This window comes from Jejuia pallidilutea (genome assembly GCF_002973595.1).
GTDB lineage: Bacteria > Bacteroidota > Bacteroidia > Flavobacteriales > Flavobacteriaceae > Jejuia > Jejuia pallidilutea.
This window is the reverse complement of sequence record NZ_PVEO01000001.1, coordinates 692108-716279: the sequence shown is the minus strand read 5'-3', so window position 1 is coordinate 716279 and position 24172 is coordinate 692108. Positions and strand designations below refer to the sequence as shown.

Annotated in this window: 24 protein-coding genes; 4 read left to right on the top strand and 20 right to left on the bottom strand. The window is 34.5% G+C overall.

Annotation, left to right across the window (positions count from 1 at the left end):
• Positions 1-107: 107 nt before the first annotated feature.
• The 16 genes from CLV33_RS03205 to CLV33_RS03130 all read right to left on the bottom strand — a co-directional run bounded on the left by CLV33_RS03205 (position 108) and on the right by CLV33_RS03130 (position 14501).
• A complete protein-coding gene (locus CLV33_RS03205) occupies positions 108-1034 on the bottom strand; it encodes a DUF3078 domain-containing protein (protein WP_042242195.1) in 927 nt (308 codons plus the stop codon).
• A gap of 168 nt (positions 1035-1202) precedes the next feature.
• Positions 1203-1709 carry a DUF2480 family protein gene (locus CLV33_RS03200; protein WP_105472666.1) on the bottom strand — a complete coding sequence of 169 codons (507 nt, stop codon included), beginning with the start codon at positions 1707-1709 and terminating at the stop codon, positions 1203-1205.
• A 50-nt stretch (positions 1710-1759) separates the two neighbouring features.
• Positions 1760-2083, bottom strand: coding sequence for an SUF system Fe-S cluster assembly protein (locus CLV33_RS03195; protein ID WP_042242190.1), 324 nt, complete (start codon positions 2081-2083; stop codon positions 1760-1762).
• 66 nt (positions 2084-2149) lie between these two features.
• Positions 2150-2572, bottom strand: coding sequence for a SufE family protein (locus CLV33_RS03190; protein WP_042242188.1), 423 nt, complete (start codon positions 2570-2572; stop codon positions 2150-2152).
• A gap of 55 nt (positions 2573-2627) precedes the next feature.
• Positions 2628-3422 (bottom strand): META domain-containing protein, encoded by a 795-nt coding sequence (locus CLV33_RS03185; protein WP_105472665.1) that lies wholly within the window; start codon positions 3420-3422, stop codon positions 2628-2630.
• Between the two features lie 46 nt (positions 3423-3468).
• The gene (locus CLV33_RS03180; protein WP_105472664.1) at positions 3469-4683 is read right to left on the bottom strand and encodes an aminotransferase class V-fold PLP-dependent enzyme; all 1215 of its coding nucleotides are present in this window, start codon (positions 4681-4683) and stop codon (positions 3469-3471) included.
• A 122-nt stretch (positions 4684-4805) separates the two neighbouring features.
• On the bottom strand, positions 4806-6119 hold the full coding sequence (gene sufD / locus CLV33_RS03175; protein WP_105472663.1) for a Fe-S cluster assembly protein SufD: 1314 nt from the start codon (positions 6117-6119) through the stop codon (positions 4806-4808).
• 81 nt (positions 6120-6200) lie between these two features.
• Positions 6201-6953, bottom strand: coding sequence for a Fe-S cluster assembly ATPase SufC (sufC, locus tag CLV33_RS03170; protein WP_042242179.1), 753 nt, complete (start codon positions 6951-6953; stop codon positions 6201-6203).
• A gap of 74 nt (positions 6954-7027) precedes the next feature.
• Positions 7028-7444: a hypothetical protein gene (locus tag CLV33_RS03165; protein WP_105472662.1), complete on the bottom strand. Its 417-nt coding sequence runs from the start codon at positions 7442-7444 to the stop codon at positions 7028-7030.
• Positions 7445-7503: 59 nt separating this feature from the next.
• Positions 7504-8952 carry a Fe-S cluster assembly protein SufB gene (gene sufB, locus CLV33_RS03160; RefSeq protein ID WP_105472661.1) on the bottom strand — a complete coding sequence of 483 codons (1449 nt, stop codon included), beginning with the start codon at positions 8950-8952 and terminating at the stop codon, positions 7504-7506.
• Positions 8953-8966: 14 nt separating this feature from the next.
• Entirely contained in the window at positions 8967-9296 is a 330-nt protein-coding gene (locus CLV33_RS03155) for a HesB/IscA family protein (protein ID WP_045370917.1), read from the bottom strand.
• A 272-nt stretch (positions 9297-9568) separates the two neighbouring features.
• Positions 9569-9808 (bottom strand): hypothetical protein, encoded by a 240-nt coding sequence (locus CLV33_RS03150; protein ID WP_042242172.1) that lies wholly within the window; start codon positions 9806-9808, stop codon positions 9569-9571.
• Positions 9809-9936: 128 nt separating this feature from the next.
• The gene (locus CLV33_RS03145) at positions 9937-11004 is read right to left on the bottom strand and encodes a cytochrome-c peroxidase (protein WP_211297528.1); all 1068 of its coding nucleotides are present in this window, start codon (positions 11002-11004) and stop codon (positions 9937-9939) included.
• A gap of 4 nt (positions 11005-11008) precedes the next feature.
• Entirely contained in the window at positions 11009-11782 is a 774-nt protein-coding gene (locus CLV33_RS03140) for an MbnP family protein (RefSeq protein WP_105472659.1), read from the bottom strand.
• Entirely contained in the window at positions 11779-13122 is a 1344-nt protein-coding gene (locus CLV33_RS03135) for a hypothetical protein (protein ID WP_105472658.1), read from the bottom strand. The genes CLV33_RS03140 and CLV33_RS03135 overlap by 4 nt, the downstream gene beginning before the upstream one ends.
• A gap of 20 nt (positions 13123-13142) precedes the next feature.
• Complete coding sequence (locus tag CLV33_RS03130) at positions 13143-14501, bottom strand: choice-of-anchor B family protein (RefSeq protein ID WP_105472745.1); 1359 nt, start codon at positions 14499-14501, stop codon at positions 13143-13145.
• Between the two features lie 151 nt (positions 14502-14652).
• Here CLV33_RS03130 and thiL point away from each other — a divergent pair, with 151 nt between their 5' ends.
• Complete coding sequence (gene thiL / locus CLV33_RS03125) at positions 14653-15699, top strand: thiamine-phosphate kinase (RefSeq protein ID WP_105472657.1); 1047 nt, start codon at positions 14653-14655, stop codon at positions 15697-15699.
• Here the strand turns inward: thiL and CLV33_RS03120 are convergent.
• Together CLV33_RS03120 and CLV33_RS03110 are read right to left on the bottom strand one after the other, a co-directional pair.
• Complete coding sequence (locus CLV33_RS03120; RefSeq protein ID WP_042242167.1) at positions 15689-15940, bottom strand: hypothetical protein; 252 nt, start codon at positions 15938-15940, stop codon at positions 15689-15691. The two genes, thiL and CLV33_RS03120, sit on opposite strands and share 11 nt — an antisense overlap.
• Positions 15941-16357: 417 nt before the next feature.
• On the bottom strand, positions 16358-17131 hold the full coding sequence (locus tag CLV33_RS03110) for an alpha/beta fold hydrolase (protein ID WP_105472655.1): 774 nt from the start codon (positions 17129-17131) through the stop codon (positions 16358-16360).
• Between the two features lie 37 nt (positions 17132-17168).
• On the opposite strand from CLV33_RS03110, the gene brnQ reads away from it, so the two are divergent.
• Entirely contained in the window at positions 17169-18464 is a 1296-nt protein-coding gene (gene brnQ, locus CLV33_RS03105; RefSeq protein ID WP_105472654.1) for a branched-chain amino acid transport system II carrier protein, read from the top strand.
• On the opposite strand, the gene CLV33_RS03100 is transcribed toward brnQ, so the two are convergent.
• The gene (locus CLV33_RS03100) at positions 18461-19117 is read right to left on the bottom strand and encodes a hypothetical protein (protein WP_042242160.1); all 657 of its coding nucleotides are present in this window, start codon (positions 19115-19117) and stop codon (positions 18461-18463) included. The genes brnQ and CLV33_RS03100 overlap by 4 nt on opposite strands.
• A 161-nt stretch (positions 19118-19278) precedes the next feature.
• On the opposite strand from CLV33_RS03100, the gene CLV33_RS03095 reads away from it, so the two are divergent.
• The gene (locus tag CLV33_RS03095) at positions 19279-20601 is read left to right on the top strand and encodes an aspartate kinase (RefSeq protein WP_105472744.1); all 1323 of its coding nucleotides are present in this window, start codon (positions 19279-19281) and stop codon (positions 20599-20601) included.
• 133 nt (positions 20602-20734) lie between these two features.
• Here CLV33_RS03095 and CLV33_RS03090 read toward each other — a convergent pair whose 3' ends face one another.
• Positions 20735-22027 (bottom strand): aminopeptidase P family protein, encoded by a 1293-nt coding sequence (locus tag CLV33_RS03090; protein WP_105472653.1) that lies wholly within the window; start codon positions 22025-22027, stop codon positions 20735-20737.
• Between the two features lie 116 nt (positions 22028-22143).
• Here CLV33_RS03090 and CLV33_RS03085 point away from each other — a divergent pair, with 116 nt between their 5' ends.
• The gene (locus tag CLV33_RS03085; protein ID WP_105472652.1) at positions 22144-24000 is read left to right on the top strand and encodes a T9SS type A sorting domain-containing protein; all 1857 of its coding nucleotides are present in this window, start codon (positions 22144-22146) and stop codon (positions 23998-24000) included.
• Positions 24001-24172 lie beyond the last annotated feature (172 nt).

Here is a 24172-nt window from a genome sequence, read left to right as displayed (position 1 = left end):
GTATGGTATTTGGGGTTAAAAAAAAGGCTCTTCGTTTGTGAAGAACCTTTTTTTACTCAAATTATTTGGCTTTTAATTTAGCCTTAGTGAGTTTATATAACTAGCTATTAAAACTTATAGCTTAAACCAATAGTGTAATAGCTTTGTAAGTCGTTATCTACAGTATCAAAAGTTTCACCAGCATTACCTAGGGTATTAATAGAATAGTTTAGGGCTTCTTGTTTGTTACTTCTCAAACCAAAATCAAAACCAACACCAATCATTTTCCAAAGGGTATAGCTAAAAGAGTTGGTCCACGTCCAGTTAGATAAGTCTCCAGACTCATAACTTTGAAACGCAGATAGATTAGTTTTAAAAGCTATAGCGCCAATTTGTCTGGTATAGTCTGCAACAATTTTAGCACCTAAAGAGGAGTTAAAAACAGTGTCTTCATCAGCAAATACAAAGTTGTAGTTTAATGGGTGTACAACCACAACTAGGTTTTCTATAGGAGTCCAAGTAGCACCAATACCAATATCTAAATAACCAGGGTCGTTAAAGTTATCTAATATGGTGGTTCTGTATTCTGCTAGAGCAGATGCTGCTAGGTTTTTGGCGATGTTTCTACCGTATAATGATGAGATATTAAATACATCAGTAGCTGTTCTAAAGCTATCATCGTCTGTAGCAATATCTTTGTCATCAAACTTTACCCAGTTTAAATTGGTTGTTAAGCTATTTCTCCAGAAAAAATCCTCTTCAATTAAATTAGCAAATGCATTTAAAGTAAAACCAATATTACCAGAGGCATTGTTAGGAACACCTTGTGCATACCAGTTGTTAAAATTAGACAAGCTACCACCAATTGTACCAAAAGCACCTTTTCTCCAACCCGGTAGTGCATCTATTTTAGCCTGTAGAGCTTTAACTTCAGCTTGTGCTGCATCTACTTCAGCTTGTTTTTCAGCTTTTTGTTGTTCTAACTCTTCTTTTGTTTGAGCGCTAATAGCTGAAACGCTTAAACATAATACTGCGAAAAATAATAGTTTTTTCATTCTCATTAGTTTTTAAAATGTGGGCAAATATATATTAATTTTTAACAAATGTTAAGATATTTCTTTTGAAAAAGAACTCCTAATCCTAGGTTTTATTTAAAGAAAACATTGTGATTTTTGATTTCCCAATTGTTTGACCCACATAATATTATGAGGTCACTAATGGTGCTATTTCTTTTTGTAAAGTGGCACAGAAGAGCAAGCTTCTCCATACATAATAGATTTGGCAAAGGGCTTTAACTTATTGCTAAGCATAATGTAGGCATTTTGGGGAACAGGTTTATTAGCACAGCCTTTTACTATTATTGGCTTGTCTTGGTACCCAGAAACATCCAAGTTGTTTATTATATCTTGGTAGATAGATGTTTCTAATTGTTCTAAATCGCCAATAATAATTTTTTTAGCGTAAGGCTCTAAGTTTATGCTAAGCAACATATACGCCCAACCGGGAATAATGGCATCTGTACTACAGGTTAAAGCTATATATTGGTTTTTGTAATCGCTCCAATTACAATCGGCTACCTGTTGTCTAAAATCCTTCTCGCGAAGTACAAAACCTTCAAAAAGCCAATCTTTAATATCAAACAACACACGCTTACCTTCAGGATAATAATCCTCTAGGTCTATGGTAACCAATTTACTATTCGCTACGCGATTTATAATCTCGTCTTTCAAAATTGTATAAGGTAAATTTACTAAAAACTGTTACTGAAACTGCAGACTTATTAAAGCATTCCTAGTTCTAACTTTGCTTCTTCGCTCATTAGTTCTTGAGTCCAAGGCGGATCAAAAGTAATTTCAACCTCTGCATCGTTTACATCGTTTAACGATTTTACCTTTTCTTCAACCTCTAGCGGTAAAGTTTCTGCTACCGGACAATTTGGTGTTGTTAAGGTCATTAAAATTTTTACGTCGTAGTCCTCATTTACAAACACATCATAAATTAGTCCTAATTCGTAAATATCTACTGGAATTTCTGGATCATAAATCGTTTTTAAAACGTTTACTATTTTTTCGCCTAATTCGGTTGTATCTATTGGTTCACTCATTTTTTTAATTGTTTAAAGGTTTATTTGTTGATGCGTTTAAACGAATAAAAACGCCAACGTTTAAACTTAGTTCAATTGTGTTTGGTATGCAATGGCATACATTTTTAATTGCTTCACCATGCTTACTAAGCCATTGGCACGTGTTGGTGATAAATGTTCTTTTAATCCAATTTTATCAATAAAATCAGTATCGGCGTCAATAATGTCTTTAGGATGCTGATTTGAAAATACACGAATAAGAATAGCAATAATACCTTTTGTAATAATGGCATCGCTATCGGCGGTAAATTCCACTTTATCGTTGTTCATTTCAGCGTGTACCCAAACCTTACTTTGGCAGCCTTTTATAATATTGCTGTCGGTTTTGTATTGGTCGTCAATTAAGGGTAAATCTTTCCCTAAATCAATCATATATTGGTAACGTTCTTCCCAATCTTCAAACATTGAAAATTCGTCTATTATTTCGTTTTGAATCTCTTCTATACTCATGAATTTATTTTTTCAAACCTAAATTTATATAACAAAAATACAACAAGAAATGTTGCTATTCAATGTTTTCAGCTATTGATAAGATTTCTTTAACTAATTCTGCAATATCTTCTGGTGGGTTTCCATGATCGAAAGGTGCAGATGTATAGGTTTGCCCGTTTAAAGTTATTTTAAGATGTGCTAAAGGCGCACCATCAAACTGAAATTTTTTGCTTGGAGCTTCTAAATTATTAATACTTTTAATTTCAATAGCTTCTGAGAGTTTTACTAGTGTTTCCCAATGTTTAGAATCTATGGAGCGCTTTAATGATTTCCCTGCTCTTTTCTTTGAGAGTTCAATATGTGTCTTATCAATTTTAATACGTTTGTAATTGCCTCTTGAGGATGCAGAATACTCAAAACTTAGATGGTTTTCTTCTATTACTTTTGAAGCAGATAATAGCAAGGTTTTATTATTGAAAAGCGAAAATCCATTTTCTGAAAAGTAAATAGTATTGGCTTTTTCTAAAGTTTTAAGAAACTTCCTTTCTGTTTTATTTTTATCTTCAGAACATAACATCTTTGTTGATGCTAATTGATTGAAGGTTAGGATGTTTTCTTCTAATCTATATGAGCCAAAAAACCGATTACACTCCGAAAATCCAGATACTTGTTTCGTACTGTCGTTAAATGAAATGGTAATGTTGTGCACTGATACTTCTTCTAGTTTTAAGGTGTTTATCTTATAAGTTCCATAAAGCGTTTTCAAAATATTAGCATCGTTTTGTAAGACTTGCATTATTTGATATTCTGTTGGTCCCCAACAACACCGTAACACAAATAGGCAGATACACATTAGTAGTGCTTTCATTTTAATTAAAGTTTACAATGGAATTTACAAAAAAGACGCCAAATTTTTAAGATAGCATCATTTTAGCTTTTTTAACACCTTCAACTAAAGCATCAATTTCAGCTTTGGTATTGTAAAATGCGAAAGATGCACGAACAGTTCCTGGAATTTTATAGAAATCCATAATAGGTTGTGCGCAATGGTGGCCTGTTCTCACTGCAATTCCAAGTTTGTCTAAAATGGTGCCCACATCGTAAGGATGTATGCCTTCTAGATTAAAAGAAATTACAGAGGTTTTATGTTTAGAAACCCCATAGATTTTTAAACCTTCAATTTGTAAAAGTTTTTCTGTGCCGTACTCTAGCAGTTCGTTTTCGTAAGCCGCAATATTATCAAAACCAATATTGTTCATGTAATCTACAGCGGCACCAAAAGCTATACCGCCACAAATATTGGGTGTTCCTGCTTCAAACTTATGAGGTAATTCTGCGTATGTAGTTTTTTCAAAAGTTACTTCAGCAATCATTTCACCACCACCTTGATAGGGTGGTAATTTTTTTAACCATTCTTCTTTTCCGTAAAGCATACCAATGCCTGTAGGCCCACAAATTTTATGGGCGGAGGTAACATAAAAATCTACATCTAAGGCTTGAAGGTCTGGTTTTATGTGTGGTGTAGACTGTGCACCATCAATCAAAACAGCAGCTCCAACCTCGTGTGCTTTTCCAATAATATATTCTATAGGGTTTATTGTGCCTAAAGCGTTTGAGATATGGTTAACAAACACCAATTTGGTAGTTTTAGAAAGCAGCGCATCGAATTCCGATATAATAAGTTCGCCCTCATCATTCATTGGAATAACTTTTAAAATTGCACCAGTACGCTCACACAACATCTGCCATGGTACAATATTACTATGATGTTCTAATGCAGAAACTATAATTTCATCGCCTTTTTTTAGAATGGATGAAAATCCGTTTGCTACTAGGTTGATGCCATGTGTAGTGCCCGAGGTGAAAATTATTTCATGTGAAAATTTTGCATTAAAATGCGCTTGTATTTTTTGGCGAGATGCCTCGTATAAATCTGTAGCTTCTTGACTTAATGTATGAACACCACGATGAATGTTAGCATTGTAATTAGAGTAATAGTCTACAATAACATCTATAACCTGTTGTGGTGTTTGCGATGTTGCAGCATTATCTAAATATACTAAAGGTTTGCCATTTACTTTGCGAGAAAGAATGGGGAAGTCTTTTCGAATGTTTTCTACATTAAGCATGGCATATATGGTTTAGCCCCGATTGAGGCATTTGTTGAAGCTACTCGCATAGAGCGACTGCCGAAAGCGGGATTAGCTTCAAATTAATTAAACATTTATGGCTACCGAAAGCGTATTCAGTACTAAAGATCGAATCCAATATTTACGCCCAACTTATTGGCGATTATTTTGGTAATACGTTGTTTTAACTCTGGAATTTTAACCGACTCTAAAACATTATTACTAAATGCAAACATTAACAATGCGCGTGCTTCCTTTTCTGGAATACCACGAGACCGCATGTAAAACATAGCATTTTCATCTAACTGCCCAATAGTACAACCATGGGAACATTTTACATCATCGGCAAAAATTTCTAGTTGAGGTTTGGTATTTATAGATGCTTTATCGCTTATTAAAATATTGTTGTTGGCTTGAAACGCATTAGTTTTTTGAGCCTCTTTTTCAACAACAACTTTCCCGTTAAACACACCTGTAGAGCGGTCGGCAAAAATACCTTTATAATCTTGATGACTTTCGCAATTAGGCTCTATATGGTGTACCAACGTGTTGTGGTCTACATGTTGTTTGTTGCCAATAATAGTGATGCCTTTTAAGGTAGAATCTATACGTTCGCCGTTTTGATAAAAGTTTAAATTATTACGCGTTAATTTGCCACCAAAAGCAAAAGTATGAACGGAAGCTAAACTTTCCCTTTTTTGTTTAATAAAGGTATTATCTATAAGAGAAGCGTTTTCTTTATCATTTTGAATTTTATAATAATCTACAATGGCGCGCTTGTTTGCAAAAATTTCGGTAACACTATTGGTGAGCACAGGATTATCTGTTAAACTTTGATGGCGCTCTATAATTTGAACATGCGAATTTTCGCCTACCACCACTAAATTTCGTGGTTGTAACATGGTTGCCGATTCGTTTCCTGTTGAAAAATGTAAAATCTGAATTGGTTTTTCTACAATTTTATTCTTTGGAATATGAATGTAGGCACCTTCGCATGAAAATGCAGTGTTTAAGGATGTTAGACTGTCTTTTCCTGCTGCTTTGTTAAAGTAATTCTCTATAACCAATTGATATTTTGGTTTGTTTAAAGCGGCCGACATTAAACATACATCTATACCATCATGAGTGGTTTGTGATAAATGTGATGAGTATTTGCCGTCAATAAAAATAATTTTATAACTATCAATGTCGTGAATAAAATACTGTTTTACTTGGCTGTATTCCAGAGCATTTTCTTGCTTTGGGAATACGCTATAATCTTCCTTTAAAATACTGTTTAAAGAGGTGTATTTCCAAGCCTCTTCCTTTTTAGAAGGAAAGCCTTTTTCTTCAAATATCTTAATAGCATCAGATCGAAGATTGTGCGCATAGGCATCTACATCTACTCTGTTTTCAAACGCTAAAAATGATGATACTAATTTTTCTTTTAAATCCATGTTTTTTCAGTATTCAGTACCTCAGTATTCAGTATTCAGTACTTGTAACTGCTTACTGCGACTGTGTACTGGTTACTGGCGCTAAGCGCCAACTTCTTCTTTTATCCAATCGTAGCCTTTAGCTTCTAGCTCGTGGGCTAGTTCTTTTGTTCCAGATTTTACAATTTTACCGTTATGTAAAACGTGCACAAAATCTGGCACAATATAATCTAACAAACGTTGGTAATGCGTAATAACAACAACAGCATTGTCTTTGCTTTTTAATTTGTTTACACCATTGGCAACAATACGTAGTGCGTCTATGTCTAGTCCAGAATCAGTTTCGTCAAGAATGGCTAATTTTGGTTCCAACATAGCCATTTGAAAAATTTCGTTACGTTTTTTTTCACCTCCAGAAAAGCCTTCGTTTATAGATCGCGACAGGAACTTTCTATCGATTTCAAGTAACTCAGATTTTTCACGAATCAACTTCAACATATCTTTCGCAGGCATTTCTTCTAAACCTCTAGCTTTACGAGATTCGTTAATAGCAGTTTTCATAAAATTGGTTACAGAAACTCCTGGAATTTCAATAGGATATTGAAATGATAAAAATACACCTTTGTGAGCGCGCTCTTCGGCAGCCAATTCTTCAATGTCTTCACCTTCAAAAATTATATTGCCTTCGGTAACTTCGTAATCTTCCCTTCCTGCTACAACCGATGCCAATGTACTTTTACCCGAACCGTTAGGCCCCATAATTGCATGTACTTCACCTGGTTTTACTTCTAGGTTTATACCTTTTAAGATACTTTTACCTTCAACGCTTGCATGTAAATTATTTATTTTTAACATATCTTTTTTAATATTTCAATACAAAAACATAAAATTGTAATTGCTGTTTTATAATTTTTGGTTTTTTATATGGATTAACTTCCTAGTTTTACAATAGTATTACTTTCTTCAGAACTTGGTTTTACACTCAATATTTCAACTACTTCAACCTTATTTGCCCAAAGTATTTTTTCGTGTGCTTCGTTTGTTATTCTACCCCGTATTTCAATTACAACATAGTCTGTAGGATTGGTTTTAAAACGTTCTGCACGATCATTCAACTCCTTAAATTTATTTGTTAGCAAAACACCATAAATTTCGGTATTAGTTTGCAAAACTGCCGCACCATCATAATATACAAACTCACCTTTTAAAAGCGTTAACTCATCACTGTTATTAGCTGTTTTTTCATCAGATTGAGCCGTAGGGGTCTCATAGTTTTCTGTTTTTTTATCGCTTTTACAGCTTGTAAACGCTACAACTATTAGAGTAATAAAAAGTAATTTCTTCATTTTTATGTATGTTAATATTGTATTTAGCTATTGCTTAATATAACATGCTCTAAATTTATTTATCCAACAGAGCCTTCTAAACTAATCTCCAATAATTTTTGTGCTTCAACAGCAAACTCCATAGGCAGTTTGTTCAATACATCTTTACTAAATCCATTAACAATTAAGGCAATAGCTTTTTCAGTATCTATACCTCGCTGGTTGCAATAGAAAATTTGATCTTCACCAATTTTACTAGTAGTAGCTTCGTGTTCTATTTTTGCAGATTGATTTTTAGCTTCAATATAAGGGAAGGTATGTGCACCGCACTCATTTCCCATTAATAAACTATCGCATTGCGAAAAGTTGCGTGCATTTTCTGCTCTAGAGTTTACTTGTACCAAACCGCGGTATGAGTTTTGAGACTTACCTGCTGAAATACCTTTTGAAATGATGGTTGATTTGGTGTTTTTACCTAAATGAATCATTTTTGTTCCAGTATCTGCTTGTTGGTAGTTGTTGGTAACTGCAATAGAGTAAAACTCACCAACTGAATTGTCGCCTTTAAGAACACAACTCGGGTATTTCCAAGTTACAGCACTACCAGTTTCTACTTGAGTCCATGAAATTTTAGCATTTGTTTCACAAAGGCCACGTTTGGTTACAAAGTTGTATACACCACCTTTACCTTCGGCATTCCCTGGAAACCAGTTTTGTACAGTTGAGTATTTTATTTCCGCATCGTCTAATGCAATAAGTTCTACCACAGCGGCGTGGAGTTGATTTTCATCACGACTAGGAGCAGTACAACCTTCTAAGTAACTTACATAACTGCCTTCGTCTGCAATTACAAGTGTTCTCTCAAATTGTCCGGTTCCTGCTTGGTTAATTCTAAAGTATGTTGATAGTTCCATAGGGCATTTTACACCTTTTGGTATGTAACAAAACGAACCATCGCTAAAAACAGCGGAGTTTAAAGCGGCATAAAAGTTGTCTTTTTGGGGGACAACGGTGCCAAGGTATTTTTTTACGAGTTCTGGATGCTCTTTAATGGCTTCAGAAATACTCATGAATATAATACCTTTTTCACCAAGTGTTTTCTTAAAAGTAGTAGCTACTGAGACAGAATCTACAACTACATCCATGGCAACGCCAGCTAATTTTTTCTGCTCGTCTAAAGAAATACCAAGTTTCTCGAAAGTAGCCAATAGTTCGGGGTCTACCTCATCTAAACTATCGTATTTAGGTTTGCTGTTTGGCGCGGAGTAGTATGAAATAGCTTGGAAATCTGGCTTTTTATATTTTACATTTGCCCATTCTGGCTCTTCCATTTCCTTCCAAATTCTAAATGCCTCTAAACGCCATTCAGTCATCCATTCTGGTTCTTCTTTCTTTTTAGAAATAGCACGAACAATATCCTCGTTTAGTCCATTAGGAAATGTGTCCGACTCTATATCTGTATAAAAACCGTATTCGTATTCTTTGGTCTTTAATTCTTCACGTAAATCATCCTCTGTATACTTTGACATAGTGCTTTATTTTTTTAAAGTGAAAATGATTCGCCACAACCACACGTTCGGTTGGCGTTAGGGTTGTTAAAAACGAAGCCTGTGCCGTTTAATCCACCTGAATATTCTAAAGTTGTGCCAATTAGATATAAAAAGCTTTTTTTGTCAACTATGATTTTAACACCATTATCCTCAAAAACTTTGTCGCCATCTTGTTGTTCTTTATCAAACTTTAAATCGTAAGATAATCCAGAACAGCCGCCACTTTTTACGCCTACCCGCACATAATCAGTAGCTGCATTATAGCCATCGTCTGCCATAAGTTCAACCACTTTCTTTTTTGCTGTTTCAGATACTTTTATCATATCACCTTTAAGTTAAATTTAGTTTTGAATTAATAATTTTTATTAAGACAGTTTCTAAATAAAGAACAAATATACAATATAAGTAGCGCAATAAGATATATCCTAACATTATATTAGCATATAGTTTTATAGGTTTTTGTTATGGTAATTACGGGTTGCTCCAGGGTGTTTCTAGAGGTTTAAAAATCAGTGGTGTAGCGTGCTTCTTAAGTTTGTATATGTTAGTTAACAAAAAAACAAACAAGTGTGGGAAAGACGGTTTGGTTTGAAATTTATTCGAAGCCAATAAATTTACTTAAGCGAGATACTCTTTTCTTTTTAAAATAATTTGAAAAAGATTTCATGTCTCCGTACACTGAGAGGTTCATAATATTACCGCCATTTGTGGAAATAAAATGGTTGTGGCAACATTTGCAAACAAGTTCGGAAGTATCTTCGTCTATTTTGGATACTAACTTAAAATTGTGCCCAAACATGGCACAGAATCTATTTATAGGTTTTTCAAACATCATTATCATACTAAATTTGGGGACTACAAATATCGTAAATAAGATATAAATATCCGATAATATGTATTTTTTTTCGATGAAATGAGTGTTTTTTTAAGAAGTGTAGGTGTAATCTCTTTATTTACAGTGAATTAATTATTTAAAAAATCAGGGTTGTTTATAAATTCGAAATCAGACAATGTTAAGAGAAAAGCCTTTAAATCTGCTTTGTCTTTTTCCGACAGCCCTACACCTCCTTGTGATACTTTTTTCATAAGAGGATCGATAGTTGAAGAGTTTTTCAATCCTTCACTATAATGGTTAATCACTTCTTCAAGTGTTGTAAATCTACCGTCGTGCATGTATGGTGCTGTAAACTCTACATTGCGAAGTGATGGCGATTTAAATTTGCCATTGTCGGCAGGATCGCCTGTAACAGCGCCCAGTCCCAAATCTGTAAATGTTTCGTCTAAGCCATTATTGTGAAATGCATTATCCGTCCAAAGTGGATTTTTATCACTGCCATGGCAATGAAAACAGTCGCCCTTAGTTTCATCCATAAATACATTAAAACCGTTTAATTCTTCTCCCGATAGTTCGGTTTCGCCTAAAAGATACTGGTCAAATTTCGAATTAGCAGAAATTAAGGTGCGTTCAAATTGGGCCATGGCCTTAGTTACAAGCGTAGAATCTATTTGAGATGTCCCAAAAGCTTCTTGAAATAATGTTGGATACTCAGGATGTTGTTGCAATTTTTCTGTTACATCGGCCCATGTGCTTTTCATTTCTAAAGGGTCTGTAACAGGAATAAAAGCCTGATGCTCTAAACTAAACGATTTTCCATCCCAAAAGAACCGTTCATTGTAATTCCATGCTAAATTAAATAATGGCATAGCATTTCTTAGGCCCAAACGGCCATCGATACCATTGCTAAACCTTGAGGTATCTGTAAATGCATTTTTTGGGGAGTGGCAACTGGCACAAGCTTGGGTATTATTTCCAGATAATATAGGGTCGAAAAACAATTTTTTTCCTAGCCTAACGCCTTCAACCGTTTGTGGGTTATTACTTGGAATTACCGGCGCGATAATGTTTTCACTAAAAAGCTTTGGTATTTTTAGGGCCGATGGCGTAGGTGCGTATTGTTCTACAGGCTCGTTTGTACAAGAAAAGCAAATAAACATTATAAATAGCAAGGTATGTAGGCTGTAATAATTCATAAATTTATTGTGCTATTGATTTTAAACTGAATACATTCTGCCCGTTTTGAAACATTAAAATTTGTGCATTAAAATTTGGCATGAGCATGTTATTAAGCATATTCAAGTCCCATGTATTTGGATTTTTAAACCATTCAGCAACATTCATTTCTATATTAAATTTGGCGTTGTCTGTAATATTTGCTTCCCCTAAATTAACCTCAAAAAAAGTATCTTCAAAACTTAAACTAGCTCCAGAATTATCTACAGCCCTAATAGCATGGTAAGCGTAGCCTGTTTCTGTACTTGTGTTATCTATAAACTTACCTTCTAGTTGCATGTAGTGGTAGCCGCCACCTAGTAAATCTGGAACATTCCAGGAAGCTGAATTTAGGTCTTGGTAATTATTGTTGTAATTGTCTTCGTTATTTAATCCAAAAATAAAGGACACATTAGTGTATTTACCGTACGGTAGCGCTTCAAAAACAGAGAAATCTAGACTTGTTGTATTGGTAAGATCTATAAGGTGGTATCCTTCAAAAATAAAATCCTCTCCGGTAGATTTTGTAAATATTATTTTGGAAACGATGTACCTTAATTTAGTAATGCTTAAATCTTCTCCATTAGCGTTGGTGAATTTTATGGTGTTAAAATCTGAATTTGTTATTGGTGTTCCATCCCAAGAGTGGCTGAAGCTAAAGGTAATATTGCTACTTTGTGGAGCGGTATCGTCATTACTACAAGAAAAAACTGCAGCAACTATAATTAGAAGTATTGGGATGATTTTCTTCAGTATCATTTTATTTTGAAAATTAAAAGGTCTGAGAATCCTTTGTTTTCTGTAATATCACCACTAGAACTGCTGGATTCTCCAACCGCTATAACAGAATTATCATGAAGTGCAACTGCGCCAAAAGCCAAATCTATATTTGAGCCACCAATGGTTTTTTGCCATTCTAAATTGCCATTACTGCTAATTTTGAATACCCAAGCATCGTTTTGCCCGTTATTTTTTAAAACATCTCCATTTGAACTTCTTGAACTTCCCGAAATTATAAAACCGCCATCGTTACTTTTTGAAATGGAACGTGCCGAATCAAAACTGGTGCCTCCAAACGATTTTTTCCAGATTAAATCACCATTGGGAGTCATTTTAATAATAAAAGCATCAGCTGCACCATTGTTTTTTTCAACATCTATATCGTTGCTCCTTGTGTCTCCTGCAACAATAAAATTACCATCATTGGATGCTACGATGCCCCAAGCTTCATCAATTTCAGAGCCGCCAAAAGAAGTTTCCCAAAGTAAGCTTCCGGTTTCAGATATTTTAATGACCCAAAAATCGTAGGTGCCTTTGTTGCCCTTTATGTCTACATCATCACTGTCTGAAGACCCAACTATTAAGTACCCGTTGTCTTCAGTTTGAACCACATCGTAAGGAGTATCGGTAAATGTCCCTCCAAAAAATTGACTCCATTCTTTTTCACCATTTGAATTTAGTTTTATGGCCCAATAATCGCCGCCAGCATGAAGTGTTCCCATTGTTTTGCTATTTCCTTGCCCACCGGAAGCTGAAACATCTAAAACGCCTGTTACTAAGTAGCCATTATCCTTTGTTTCTATTATGGCGTAACCAATATCTGCGCCTAAAAAACCAAAAGATTTTTGCCAAATAATGCCACCCAAAGTGTTAAGTTTTGCAATCCAAAAATCGTTGGCTCCAAAACTTTCTGTTACATTACCATCTCTACTTTTGCTATACCCCAAAATGGCATATCCTCCTTCTTGGGTTTGTATTATGTCTAAGCCTCTATCGTCATCGCTTCCACCATATGTTTTTTGCCATTGTAATTGGTTATTGCTGTTAAATTTTAACAGCCAATAGTCGAAAGAATCATTTGTTTTATTTTCAATGTCGCCATCTATACTTTGCGTATGCCCTAAAATAGCATAACCACCATCTGTGGTTTTAACAACAGATTGTGCACTTTCGTTTAAGCTGCCTCCAAGGGTTTTTATAAAATCTATATTTTTTTCAATTTGTAAATTTTCTAGATCATTAGTACTGTTGGTGCAGTTTAAAATTATAAGGCATACCGTTAAAATTGAAATAACTCTATGGAAATGTTGTATAGCCATTTGGTGATTTGTAAGAGTAATTAGTTGTTTTTTCTAACAACAAAAAGTCCTCGGTTAATATCGCTTATTACAATGTTGCCACTTTCAAAATAAGGATACACATTCCAAGCGCCATCAAAAGCTGTGGCGTTATCTTCAGGATAGGTGTCAAAAAAACCAATTTCTGTATAAGATTTACTGTTAATATTACTAATGTCTAACACGCGTAAACCGGCTCTATAGCTAGCTTGAAAATATGTGTTGCCTTTAACGTAGCCATTATGGTCTATAGAAGTGTTGTTGGCTAAATAATCAAAATGGTATAGTGGGTTGTCTAAATCTGAAAAATCAAAAGTTATAATTCTTGTATTGTTTCCAATGCGTATTTCATCTAGTTCGTCTCCTAAAATAAAGTACCTCATATCTTCGGTAAACCAACCTTGGTGCGCGTATCTTACGTTTGGATATGAAATTGTTGAGATTTTAACAGGGTTGTTTTTATCCGTAACATCGGCAATAACCACTTCGTTCTCATTGCTTCCTATTAAAATTTCTCTCCCTAAATAATCAGTATCTGGTCCGCTATAGGTAACAACTTGGGCGTCGTGAGAGTAACCGCCTTCAGAAAAGCCGCCTTCAATTATAGGCAATTTAGGGTTTTGAATATTTACAAAAATGGGGCCTCCCGTAAACGTACTATTTCTATTGCCACCAACAATGTAAGCGTATCCACTTCCTTCGTTTATAACCACGTTGTGTGCTCTACCAATCTCTTCAAGACGGGCATCGGGCACAAATATTTCTGGAGGGTTGGTTACATTTCTCAATCTGGTTAAATCAAAAACCTGAAGCCCATGACTATCCTCCCCTTCATTATTATCGGCAACTATAAACGCGTGGTTTTTGTAAACTTTAACGTCTCGCCAAGGGCTTGCTGTGGTAGCTGTGGGTACGTGCCCTAAATAAACGGGGTTGTTGGTGTCTGAAATGTCTACAAAACAAGTGTTGCGGTCTGTGGCTAAAAGTGCATATTCTTTTCCTGTTTCAGGGTCGGTCCATCCCCAGGAATCGTTACCGGACTCAGCACTAAATGTTACTAGTGGTATATGGAATATTAAATCGTAACCGTTACATGGGTAAATATCTGCAAACCCACCGTTACAGGCTGCAAATGGGTTAATTATAGAGGTGTCGCAGATGTCCCCAATACCATCATTATCATTATCTTCTTGGTTTGGGTTGGGCGTATCAACGCAATTGTCTAAATTATCCGTAATGCCATCATTATCCGTATCGGCAGTAACTATAAGCTCCACGGGTTCGGTATTGCAAGAAGCTATTGTTATGGTAATAAGAGCCAACAGTAAGCCTCTCTTTAAAAGGTTAAAAACAATAATCATAAGTAACATTTTTCTTTTTCGTTGCTTAAACAAAACGTAACATATGTTTTTAATATTGCAAGATTTTATTTTAAGCTAAACAAATTTAATCTATTAAAATTTAATGGTTTAATAAGTAAGGTAAATTAAAAAGCCTTCTTATTTTTGCAGTATGATAGAAGATAAAAACCAACAAAGAACAGATTTAGGGGATTTAGGCGAATTTGGACTCATAAACCATTTAACCAAAAATTTTAAAATACAGCAAAAATCTACAATAAAAGGAATTGGAGATGATGCCGCGGTTTTAGAATTTAAGAATAAGAGGGTAGTGGTAACTACCGATTTATTGGTTGAAGGTGTGCATTTTGATCTAAGCTATATGCCACTAAAACATTTGGGGTACAAAGCAGTTATGGTAAATTTATCTGATGTTTATGCTATGAATGCCAAAGCAACACAAATTACCATTTCTATAGCGGTGTCAAATAGGTTTCCTTTAGAAGCATTAGAGGAACTTTATGCAGGAATTGAAACAGCGGCAAAACTTTATGGTGTTGATGTTGTTGGTGGAGATACTACATCTTCTAAAACGGGTTTACTTATTTCGGTTACGGCAATAGGCGAAGTTTCTAATGATGAAGTTGTATACAGAAATGGGGCAAAACCAAATGACTTGTTGGTCGTTTCTGGAGATTTAGGAGGTGCTTACATGGGCTTACAGGTTTTAGAGCGTGAGAAAGAAGTGTATAAGGTAAACCCAAATAATCAACCCGATTTAGAACCCTACACTTACATAGTAGAACGCCAATTAAAGCCAGAAGCACGTAAGGACATAGTTAAATTGCTGAAAGAATTAAAAGTAAAGCCTACAGCGATGATTGATATAAGCGATGGCTTGTCTTCTGAAATTATTCATTTATGCACAAGCAGTAAAGTAGGTTGCGATTTGTATGAAAATAAAATTCCTCTAGATCCTCAGGTGATTTCTACCTGTGAGGAGTTTAATATAGATAGTACTACGGTAGCCTTAAATGGAGGAGAGGATTATGAGTTATTGTTTACCATTAAGCAAGAAGATTTTCCTAAAATAAAAGCCAACCCTAATTTGTCGGTTATTGGCTATATAACAGAAGAATCTGCAGGATTGCATTTGGTAACAAGAGCCGATACCAAAATAGAGTTAAAAGCGCAAGGGTGGAAAAACTTTAATGACTAAACAAAAGCAAATCCTTGTTCACTTTATCAGTTTTTAATCTAATTCTGTTTTTCTTTTGGTGTATACGTTCTAAAACGTCGTTAATTTCTTTAAACTTAGGTGTAAGTTCTGTTAAATTGCCCTTGCCGTTTGTAGTAAGTTGCTTTTTGCAATTGTAGCAAGTGTATTCTTTCACATGGTACGTTACGTGTCGGGACACTCTGTAATTGTGCCCAAATACTTTACAATGTAGGTGCTTCATTTTGTTCGCATATTAATAATTTTAGTGAGAGAGTCGTGAAAATATTAAAAACGAAACAAAAATGTTAATAAACAGTTAACAAATCGACGAAGCGAATGTTTTCTCCTTTAAACGATTCATTCGCGACTGGTGTATACGCTCTAGAATAGCATTTATCTCTTTAAACTTAGGTGTAAGCTCTACTAAATTTCCATTGCTACTAGTGGTTAATTGCTTTTTGCAATGTGAGCAGGTATACTCTTTTACGTGTCGGGTTACTTTTTTGGTAACGTAGTAGTCATGTCCAAAAATGTTGCAGTACATCTTGGGGATGAAGGCTGTGTTAGTACTTTTGTTTTGCATAGGTTAAGTTTTATTGTATTAGCTAAGGGGCTTAAAACTAATAAATTTATGCAAATAATCCGTCATAAAGCATAATTATTCGATGAAATACACAATATTTTGTAGTAATTCTACTCTATTTTCAATAAAGCTCATGTGACCATCAGGAAACTCTACTACTTTTACAGTTGTGCCTTCTGCCTGTTTAATTAATGTATTATAATCTAATACAGGGTCGTGTTTGCCTATAACCATCATTTTCTTATATGGTCCAAAGTGCAGTAAGGCTTCTCTATCTACCCTTGTTTTCATACCTTCTAATGCTGCCACTATGCCTTGCAGTGGTGTTTTTAGTGCTTCTTTTTTTAAATTTTTAATTTCATGAGAAAAAATAGTTCTGTTTTTTGGTCTGAATAAATTAGAAATGGCTATTCGAATAAATGATTTGTGATTTTCTTTTAGGGCAGAAATGGCTCTATCTCTATTTTGCTTTTTTTCTTCACTATCTGCTATAGTAGTAGAATTTATTAAACACAGTCCTTTTACAGCATCTGGTTTTTTATCGGCAAAAGCAAGAGCGACGTAGCCTCCCATGGAATGTCCGAAGAAAATAGATCGTTTTATTTTTAATTTGCGTAATACAGCATTTACCGCTTCGGCCATAAGTTCCATAGAATGTATGTAGCCTAAGCAACCTGTTTTGCCATGTCCTAATAAATCGATGCAAATTACACGATTCTTTTTAGATAGCGTTGGTATAAAAGAGGCCCAAATACTGCTATTTTCTAAAAAACCATGCAAAAACACAAGTGCTTGTCCTTTTCCTGTATCCGTATAAAAAATAGATATTCCCTTATGTTCTAAAACCATAATTAATTTATCTTGGCCAAAGATAAAAAATCATAGAATGAAAAAAACAAAAGCACTACTGGTTACTAGTTTTGCGCTCTTTTCACTTTTTTTTGGTGCAGGTAATTTGTTGTTGCCGCCTTTTTTGGGATATAATGCTGGTGCCAATTGGTTTTTGGTGAGTATTGGTTTTATGCTTACAGCGGTTTTTGTGCCTATTCTGGGTATTTATGCACATTCTAAATTACAAGGTACGTTGTATGATTTTGGAAAAAAAGTATCGCCAAGGTTTAGTATCCTGTATTGTGTTATTATTTATGTTATAGCAGTAACTATTCCTTCACCAAGAACTGCTGCGGCTACTCATGAAATTGCTATAGCACCCAATTTTCAATTAACATCGTTATATACTAGCATTATGTATTTTGCTTTGGTATTAGTTTTTGTGTTAAACCGTTCTAAAATTTTGCAGTTTGTAGGGAAGTATTTAACACCAATAATAGTGGTTATTTTATTAACCGTAATCGCTGTTAGTTTGTTTACTTCAGAGTTTAGTACAACAGCTTCTAATTTTCAAAATCCTTTTCTAGGAGGAATTCTAGAAGGGTATCAAACTTTTGATGCTATTGGCTCTGTGGTTGTTGGTGCGGTAATTATTATTTCTGTTAACGATAAATTTAAGTTTACTTTTGAAGAAAAAAAGCAGCTTATTAAATCTTCAGGGTTTATTGCAGGATTATGTTTGTTTATTATTTATGTAGGTCTTATTGCAACAGGCGCTTTTTTTAGTTCAGAGATTAATATAGATGCTACCTTGAGCAATGATATGCAAAGGGCCAACTTATTAAGAAATATTAGCATAACAGCACTGGGGAATTTAGGCAATTCTATATTAAGTGTTTTAATAGCATTGGCCTGTTTTACAACTGCAGTTGGTATAGTTGCTGGAACATCCGATTACTTTAAAGGACTTTTTAAAAATTCGCAAAAGGCATATGTAATAACTGCTATTTTTTCGTGTGTGTTTGGTGTTGTGGTAGGTCAATTAAACTTTAATGCCATTGTAGTTATAGCCATTCCGTTTTTGTTGTTTGTTTATCCCATAACTATAGTTTTAATTCTATTAAATTCAATCCCAGAACGGTTTGCTTCAGCAATGGTATTTCGGTATGTAGTTTTAGTAACCTTTATATTCAGCATTCCAGATATTGTTGGTTTTGTGTGGCCTTCAGAAACCTTAAAATCTATTGTTAAATTCATCCCACTAAGTGCCCACAGTTTTGGATGGGTGTTGCCCGCTTTTGTGGTTTTTATTCTGGTAAACATAGTTTCAAAAAATAAAGCTACAGTTTAAGACTTTACTTTTTTAATGGCTGTAAATGCCTTATCCACAAATTCATCTTCAACTAAAATGGTAAATTCGTTTGTTGTAGAAAGTACTTCGTACAAAACCACGCCCTCCCAAGCCAAACGTTTAAAGAAGTGATAGTATAATCCTGCAATTTTAGAATTATCTTGAGGTAAATTAATACTAATGGCAGAAAGATTCTCTTGTACAGCTATAAAGTGTTCGTGTTTTAAATGATTTTTTACAAAATCGCTCACACTGCTGGAAACGATAATGTTGCTTTCGTGTATCCCTCTGGTAAACGTGTAAAACAACTTATCTTCTTGGTTAATGCGCTCTAATATTTTAGCATGATTATCAATAAGTGTTGAAGAGTTTTTTACTGTAAAGTCGGTTAAGTTAGAGCGCACTGTAATATCACCAAGATTTTGTATAACTTTTTTCATTTTTATGGTGTTGCCCAATGTTGGTGGAGGGTTGTAACGCCTTAAGGCCATCATTATAGCCCCTGGTTTCACCTCTTTTTTAAGCATTTTGCTTATAGGCTCCGTGAGTTCAACAGCTAAAGCGCTATAGTTAATTATGTTTCTGGCCAACGCCTCTTCAAGATAAGGTTGGGAGATGAGAATGTCTTCTACGCAGTTAGATATGGTTTTCATGTTAATTATTTAACAACTTGTGCAAAAATAAACATTTTTTAATAAAAATATGCACTGTTTGTAGATGTGTTCTACTTTTGCATTTCAAAAAAAATGAGCGTAGTACAATCACGCCAATGTTTATAACGCTCATTATTTATAATCAAAAAAAACAAAAACTAGTGAAAGTATTAAAATTTGGTGGTACATCGGTAGGTTCAGTAGAGAATATGGCCAACGTTAAGGATATTATTAACGATGGAACACAAAAGATAGTGGTGCTTTCGGCTATGTCTGGCACAACAAACACCTTAGTGGAAATTGCTAAAAATATTAAAGCATTAAATCCAAATGCAGCGCTACAAAGCATTAATACGCTTCATGGTAAATATACTAATGTTATTAGTAAACTAATATCTGAAGAGGCTTTAAAAAACGAGGTTGAAAATTATGTTTCAGAGCGTTTTAATTTTTTAAAAGTATCTGCCAAAAAACCATTCACACAAATAGTAGAAAATGAGATTTTAGCTCAGGGCGAGTTAATGTCTACATTTATGTTTAATGCATATTTAAAGCAAGAGGGTATAAGTTCTACATTGCTGCCAGCCTTAGATTTTATGAAGATAGATGCCCACAAGGAGCCATCGTTTCATGAGATAGAAGAAAAGCTAAGTGCTGTTTTGGATGCAGCAGATACTGCTGAAATTTACATTACCCAAGGTTTTATTTGTTTAGATGCTAAAGGTGAGATTTCTAATTTACAACGAGGAGGAAGCGATTATACAGCAACTATAATTGGTGCTGCCATAAAAGCAGAAGAGGTGCAAATTTGGACAGATATAGATGGCATGCACAATAACGATCCAAGATTTGTGGAAGGCACAAAACCTATTTCAGATTTATCTTTTGACGAAGCAGCGGAGTTGGCTTATTTTGGCGCCAAAATTTTACACCCACAAACTGTGCTTCCTGTAAGAGAATACGGTATTCCTGTTAGGTTAAAAAATACTATGGATCCTGCGGCAAGAGGTACTTCTATAACAAGCAATTATTTTGAAACTGGTATAAAAGCTATTGCCGCAAAAGATGATATTACGGCCATAAAAATTAAATCTGGTAGAATGCTTCAGGCTCATGGGTTCTTAAAAAAAGTTTTTGAAATCTTTGAGACCTACGAAACATCTATAGATATGATTACAACTTCTGAGGTTGCCGTTTCGTTAACCATTGATGATGATAAAAATCTAGATAAGATTGTTTCAGAATTAGAAACCTTCGCGTCTATAGAAATAGATAAAAACCAAAGCATTATTTGTTTGGTTGGGCATGCCATTGTAGATCATGAAAGCACACACAAGCTATTTAAAATTTTAAAAGACGTAAAAATTAGAATGATTTCTTACGGTGGAAGTAAAAATAATATTTCATTGCTTGTAGATACCAAGAACAAAATAAAAACGCTAAAAAAGCTAAATAATTATTTATTTGACTTAGTGGCTGTTTAATAGAAGAAATACACAATTAAAAAAATTATAGTAAGAAAGTGTAGAGTATAAATTAATAAAAAAAGCACCTTGTTGAAATTTAACATTTAAACCAACAAGGTGCTTTTTTTAGGATTTTTTAGCGAGCCAATGTTTATGAGTGCATTAAGCTTTCAATCTCATCTATTTCAATAGGTATATTTTTCATAAGATTTACTGGGGCTCCATTTTCTTGAATAACCATATCGTCTTCTAAACGAATGCCAAATCCTTCATCTGGAATATAAATTCCTGGTTCTACGGTAAATACCATGTTAGCTACCATGGGCTCGGTTAAAATACCATAGTCGTGTGTGTCTAGTCCCATATGGTGGCTTGTGCCATGCATAAAGTATTTTTTGTAAGCAGGCCAATCGGGATTTTCATTCTGTACATCAGCCTTGTCTAGCAATCCTAGGCTAATTAGTTCCGAAGTCATTAGCTTACCAACTTCAATATGGTAGTCTTCCCACATAGTTCCGGGAACTAGCATTTTTGTTGCTTCTTTTTTTACTCGTAAAACAGCATTATAAACAGTTTTTTGTCTTTCAGAAAATCTACCAGAAACAGGAATAGTACGCGTCATGTCACTAGCATAATTTGCATATTCTGCACCAACATCCATTAAAATTAAATCGCCAGTTTTACATTGTTGATTGTTTTCTATGTAGTGTAATACATTCGCGTTGTTTCCAGATGCAATAATAGGCGTGTAAGCAAACCCTTTAGAGCGGTTTCTTAAAAATTCATGCATAAATTCTGCCTCAATTTCGTATTCCATCACACCTGGTTTTACAAAGTTTAAAACGCGTTTAAAACCCTTTTCTGTGATATTACATGCGTTTTGTATCAGTTCAATTTCAATAGTTTCCTTCACAGAACGTAAACGTTGCAAAATAGGATTGCTTTTTGCAACAGCATGTGCAGGATATTTTTCTTTCAACCATTTTGTAAATCGGTCTTCGCGCGTTTCAACTTCAACATTTGCCCTGTAGTGTTCATTGGTATTTATGTAGACGGTATCGCATTGCGTCATAATTTCAAATAGTATCTTTTCCATGTCTTGCAGCCAATACACTGTTTTAATGCCGCTGGTCTCAAAGGCTTTTTCTTTGGTTAGTTTTTCGCCTTCCCAAACAGCTATATGTGCATTGGTTTCCTTTAGAAAAAGAATTTCTCTATGCTTTTCTTTAGGGCAATCGGGAAAAATTACCAAAATGCTTTCTTCTTGATCTACACCGCTTAAATAAAAAATATCTCTATGTTGTTGAAACGGTAAAGTGCTATCGGCACTAATAGGATATATGTCGTTAGAATTAAAAATAGCTAAGCTATTTGGCTTCATTTGCGAAGCAAATTTTTTTCTGTTTTTTGTAAAAAGTTTATTGTTTATTGGCGTATATTTCATGTTATATATTGGTTAAATTTACAACTGATGTAAAAGTATAAATAAAAAAGTAGATTATTATTTTATATATTTGAATTATCCCCTCAAAAAGAATTAACTAGAAAAATAAAAAAAGAATGAGAAAAATTACACGTTTTAGCGTTTTGTGCTTTATGTTTTTGAGCTTTTTTGCTCATAATGGTTTGCAAGCGCAAGCTTTAATGAAAAGAGTATCCCTGCAAACACAAATTGAGAATTCTGATTTAGTGGTAGAAGGAAAAGTTATTGCAAAAAAATCAACATGGGATGATGCGGGAAAACTTATTTATACCATTAATACTGTAGAGGTTTACAAGGTTTTTAAAGGCAATGCGTTATCTACTGTAGAGGTAATTACAGTTGGAGGGACTGTTGGTTTAAACGCGCTTATTGCACATCCAAGTTTAAAACTAAGAAAAGGCGATGTAGGTGTCTTTACATTGGAAAATGATAATACCTCGTTTTCTAAAACGGCCTATTCTAAAATAAAAAAGTTTAAGCCATATGGGTTGTCTCAAGGGTTCTATAAGTACAATATATCAGAAAATTTAGCGGTTACACCATTTGTTAAGAAACAAAACATTACTAGCGATTTTTACGATGAGATTAAGCGGCTTACAAAGACTAATTTTACAGAACTTAAAGCTTACAGTCCAGTGGCTAAATCAGCTACATCCAAAGTGTTCATGCCACCAGGAGCTATAACATTAAATAAAACTACAGTAACAGCGGGTACAAAAGACTTACTTACAATAACAGGAACAGATTTTGGTGCTACCCAAGGTAAGGTAGAATTTAGAGATGCAGACGATGGAGGTTCATCTTTTATTGAAGCTTTAGATAGTCAGGTGATTGATTGGACAGACACTCAAATTATAGTAGAGGTGCCCTCTGGCGCTGGAACTGGAACTATAAGAGTAAAAGATAGCAACGGAATTGCATCTCCTCTTTCTTCAGTTTTAACTGTGTTGTATTCTGAAATTAATGTTGAGACAGATCCAGATGACAGACCAGATGATGAGCCGCCTACAAATGGGCCCATTCCAGAAACTGCTTATCAGTTACAGCATGTTGGACAGAATGCTGGTGGAGGAATGACTTGGAGAATGCAAACCGATTTTTTTAACGACACAGAGTTTCCTGGAGCAAAAGATGCATTTATGAGGTCGTTCAATAAATGGGTATGCGAAACAGGTATAAACTGGACGGTAGGAGCAACGCCTACTACTAAAGATTCTGCAGGAGATAATACGGATGCTACTAACATTATAAGATTTGATAATGGAGCAGAATTAAATGCTAATACTTTGGGTATATGTTATTCTTGGTTTTCAGGGTGTTTCTCAGGGCGGTCAGACGTAGATTGGTTTGTAACAGAATTGGATATTGTTTTTAATGACGATGTTAATTGGTATACTGGAACAGGCACACCTGCTAGTAATCAATATGATTTAGAAAGTGTGATGTTACATGAATTAGGGCATGCCCATCAGTTAGGACACATAATAGATCCTAATAATAATAATGTTGGAAACGATGCAGAAGATGTAATGCATTATGCTTTTACCAACGGTGAAACACAAAGAGCCATAACAGTAAATAACAGTACAGCAGCGAATGGTATTCAAGATAGAAGTACAAGTAATAATGTTTGTAGCACATTTCCAATGGTAGACTTAGCATGCCCTTTAAGTGATAACGATGCGGTTTTAGAAAGTGGTATAAACATCTATCCAAATCCGGCTAAAGAAGAATTTTTTATTAAAAATAATTCTTATTTAACCTTAAAAACAGCCACTTTATTTGACTTGAGCGGACGAAATATTATAGAATATGATATTTCTGAAGGCTCTAAACTTAAAACCATAAACCTATCTAAAATTTCCAGTGGTGTTTATTTTATAAAAATAGCTTCAGATGAAGCGGCAATTACTAGAAAATTAGTGATAGAATAACATAATAGCCTAATTTTTAACAAGCATTCCTTAATAAGTGGGATGCTTTTTTTAAAGAAAATGTTAATACCGTATTTTTAAAACAGTATTAACTTAAAATCATTCTAAATAACGAAAACATGACATATGTTAGTTGTCTAACATTGCTCGCATGACTACCTTTGTGTCACTT

What these genes read in the sequence shown, in the direction of transcription:
- CLV33_RS03165 (WP_105472662.1), bottom strand. Translation starts at nt 7,444, where the DNA reads ATGAAGAAATTACTTTTTATTACTCTAATAGTTGTAGCGTTTACAAGC.
- CLV33_RS03190 (WP_042242188.1), bottom strand. Translation starts at nt 2,572, where the DNA reads ATGAGTATAGAAGAGATTCAAAACGAAATAATAGACGAATTTTCAATG.
- CLV33_RS03150 (WP_042242172.1), bottom strand. Translation starts at nt 9,808, where the DNA reads ATGATGTTTGAAAAACCTATAAATAGATTCTGTGCCATGTTTGGGCAC.
- CLV33_RS03120 (WP_042242167.1), bottom strand. Translation starts at nt 15,940, where the DNA reads ATGAAGCACCTACATTGTAAAGTATTTGGGCACAATTACAGAGTGTCC.
- CLV33_RS03155 (WP_045370917.1), bottom strand. Translation starts at nt 9,296, where the DNA reads ATGATAAAAGTATCTGAAACAGCAAAAAAGAAAGTGGTTGAACTTATG.
- sufD (WP_105472663.1), bottom strand. Translation starts at nt 6,119, where the DNA reads ATGGATTTAAAAGAAAAATTAGTATCATCATTTTTAGCGTTTGAAAAC.
- brnQ (WP_105472654.1), top strand. Translation starts at nt 17,169, where the DNA reads ATGAAAAAAACAAAAGCACTACTGGTTACTAGTTTTGCGCTCTTTTCA.
- CLV33_RS03110 (WP_105472655.1), bottom strand. Translation starts at nt 17,131, where the DNA reads ATGGTTTTAGAACATAAGGGAATATCTATTTTTTATACGGATACAGGA.
- CLV33_RS03145 (WP_211297528.1), bottom strand. Translation starts at nt 11,004, where the DNA reads ATGAATTATTACAGCCTACATACCTTGCTATTTATAATGTTTATTTGC.
- CLV33_RS03185 (WP_105472665.1), bottom strand. Translation starts at nt 3,422, where the DNA reads ATGAAAGCACTACTAATGTGTATCTGCCTATTTGTGTTACGGTGTTGT.
- CLV33_RS03085 (WP_105472652.1), top strand. Translation starts at nt 22,144, where the DNA reads ATGAGAAAAATTACACGTTTTAGCGTTTTGTGCTTTATGTTTTTGAGC.
- CLV33_RS03180 (WP_105472664.1), bottom strand. Translation starts at nt 4,683, where the DNA reads ATGCTTAATGTAGAAAACATTCGAAAAGACTTCCCCATTCTTTCTCGC.
- sufC (WP_042242179.1), bottom strand. Translation starts at nt 6,953, where the DNA reads ATGTTAAAAATAAATAATTTACATGCAAGCGTTGAAGGTAAAAGTATC.
- CLV33_RS03130 (WP_105472745.1), bottom strand. Translation starts at nt 14,501, where the DNA reads ATGATTATTGTTTTTAACCTTTTAAAGAGAGGCTTACTGTTGGCTCTT.
- CLV33_RS03090 (WP_105472653.1), bottom strand. Translation starts at nt 22,027, where the DNA reads ATGAAATATACGCCAATAAACAATAAACTTTTTACAAAAAACAGAAAA.
- CLV33_RS03195 (WP_042242190.1), bottom strand. Translation starts at nt 2,083, where the DNA reads ATGAGTGAACCAATAGATACAACCGAATTAGGCGAAAAAATAGTAAAC.
- CLV33_RS03100 (WP_042242160.1), bottom strand. Translation starts at nt 19,117, where the DNA reads ATGAAAACCATATCTAACTGCGTAGAAGACATTCTCATCTCCCAACCT.
- thiL (WP_105472657.1), top strand. Translation starts at nt 14,653, where the DNA reads ATGATAGAAGATAAAAACCAACAAAGAACAGATTTAGGGGATTTAGGC.
- CLV33_RS03205 (WP_042242195.1), bottom strand. Translation starts at nt 1,034, where the DNA reads ATGAAAAAACTATTATTTTTCGCAGTATTATGTTTAAGCGTTTCAGCT.
- CLV33_RS03135 (WP_105472658.1), bottom strand. Translation starts at nt 13,122, where the DNA reads ATGGCTATACAACATTTCCATAGAGTTATTTCAATTTTAACGGTATGC.
- sufB (WP_105472661.1), bottom strand. Translation starts at nt 8,952, where the DNA reads ATGTCAAAGTATACAGAGGATGATTTACGTGAAGAATTAAAGACCAAA.
- CLV33_RS03140 (WP_105472659.1), bottom strand. Translation starts at nt 11,782, where the DNA reads ATGATACTGAAGAAAATCATCCCAATACTTCTAATTATAGTTGCTGCA.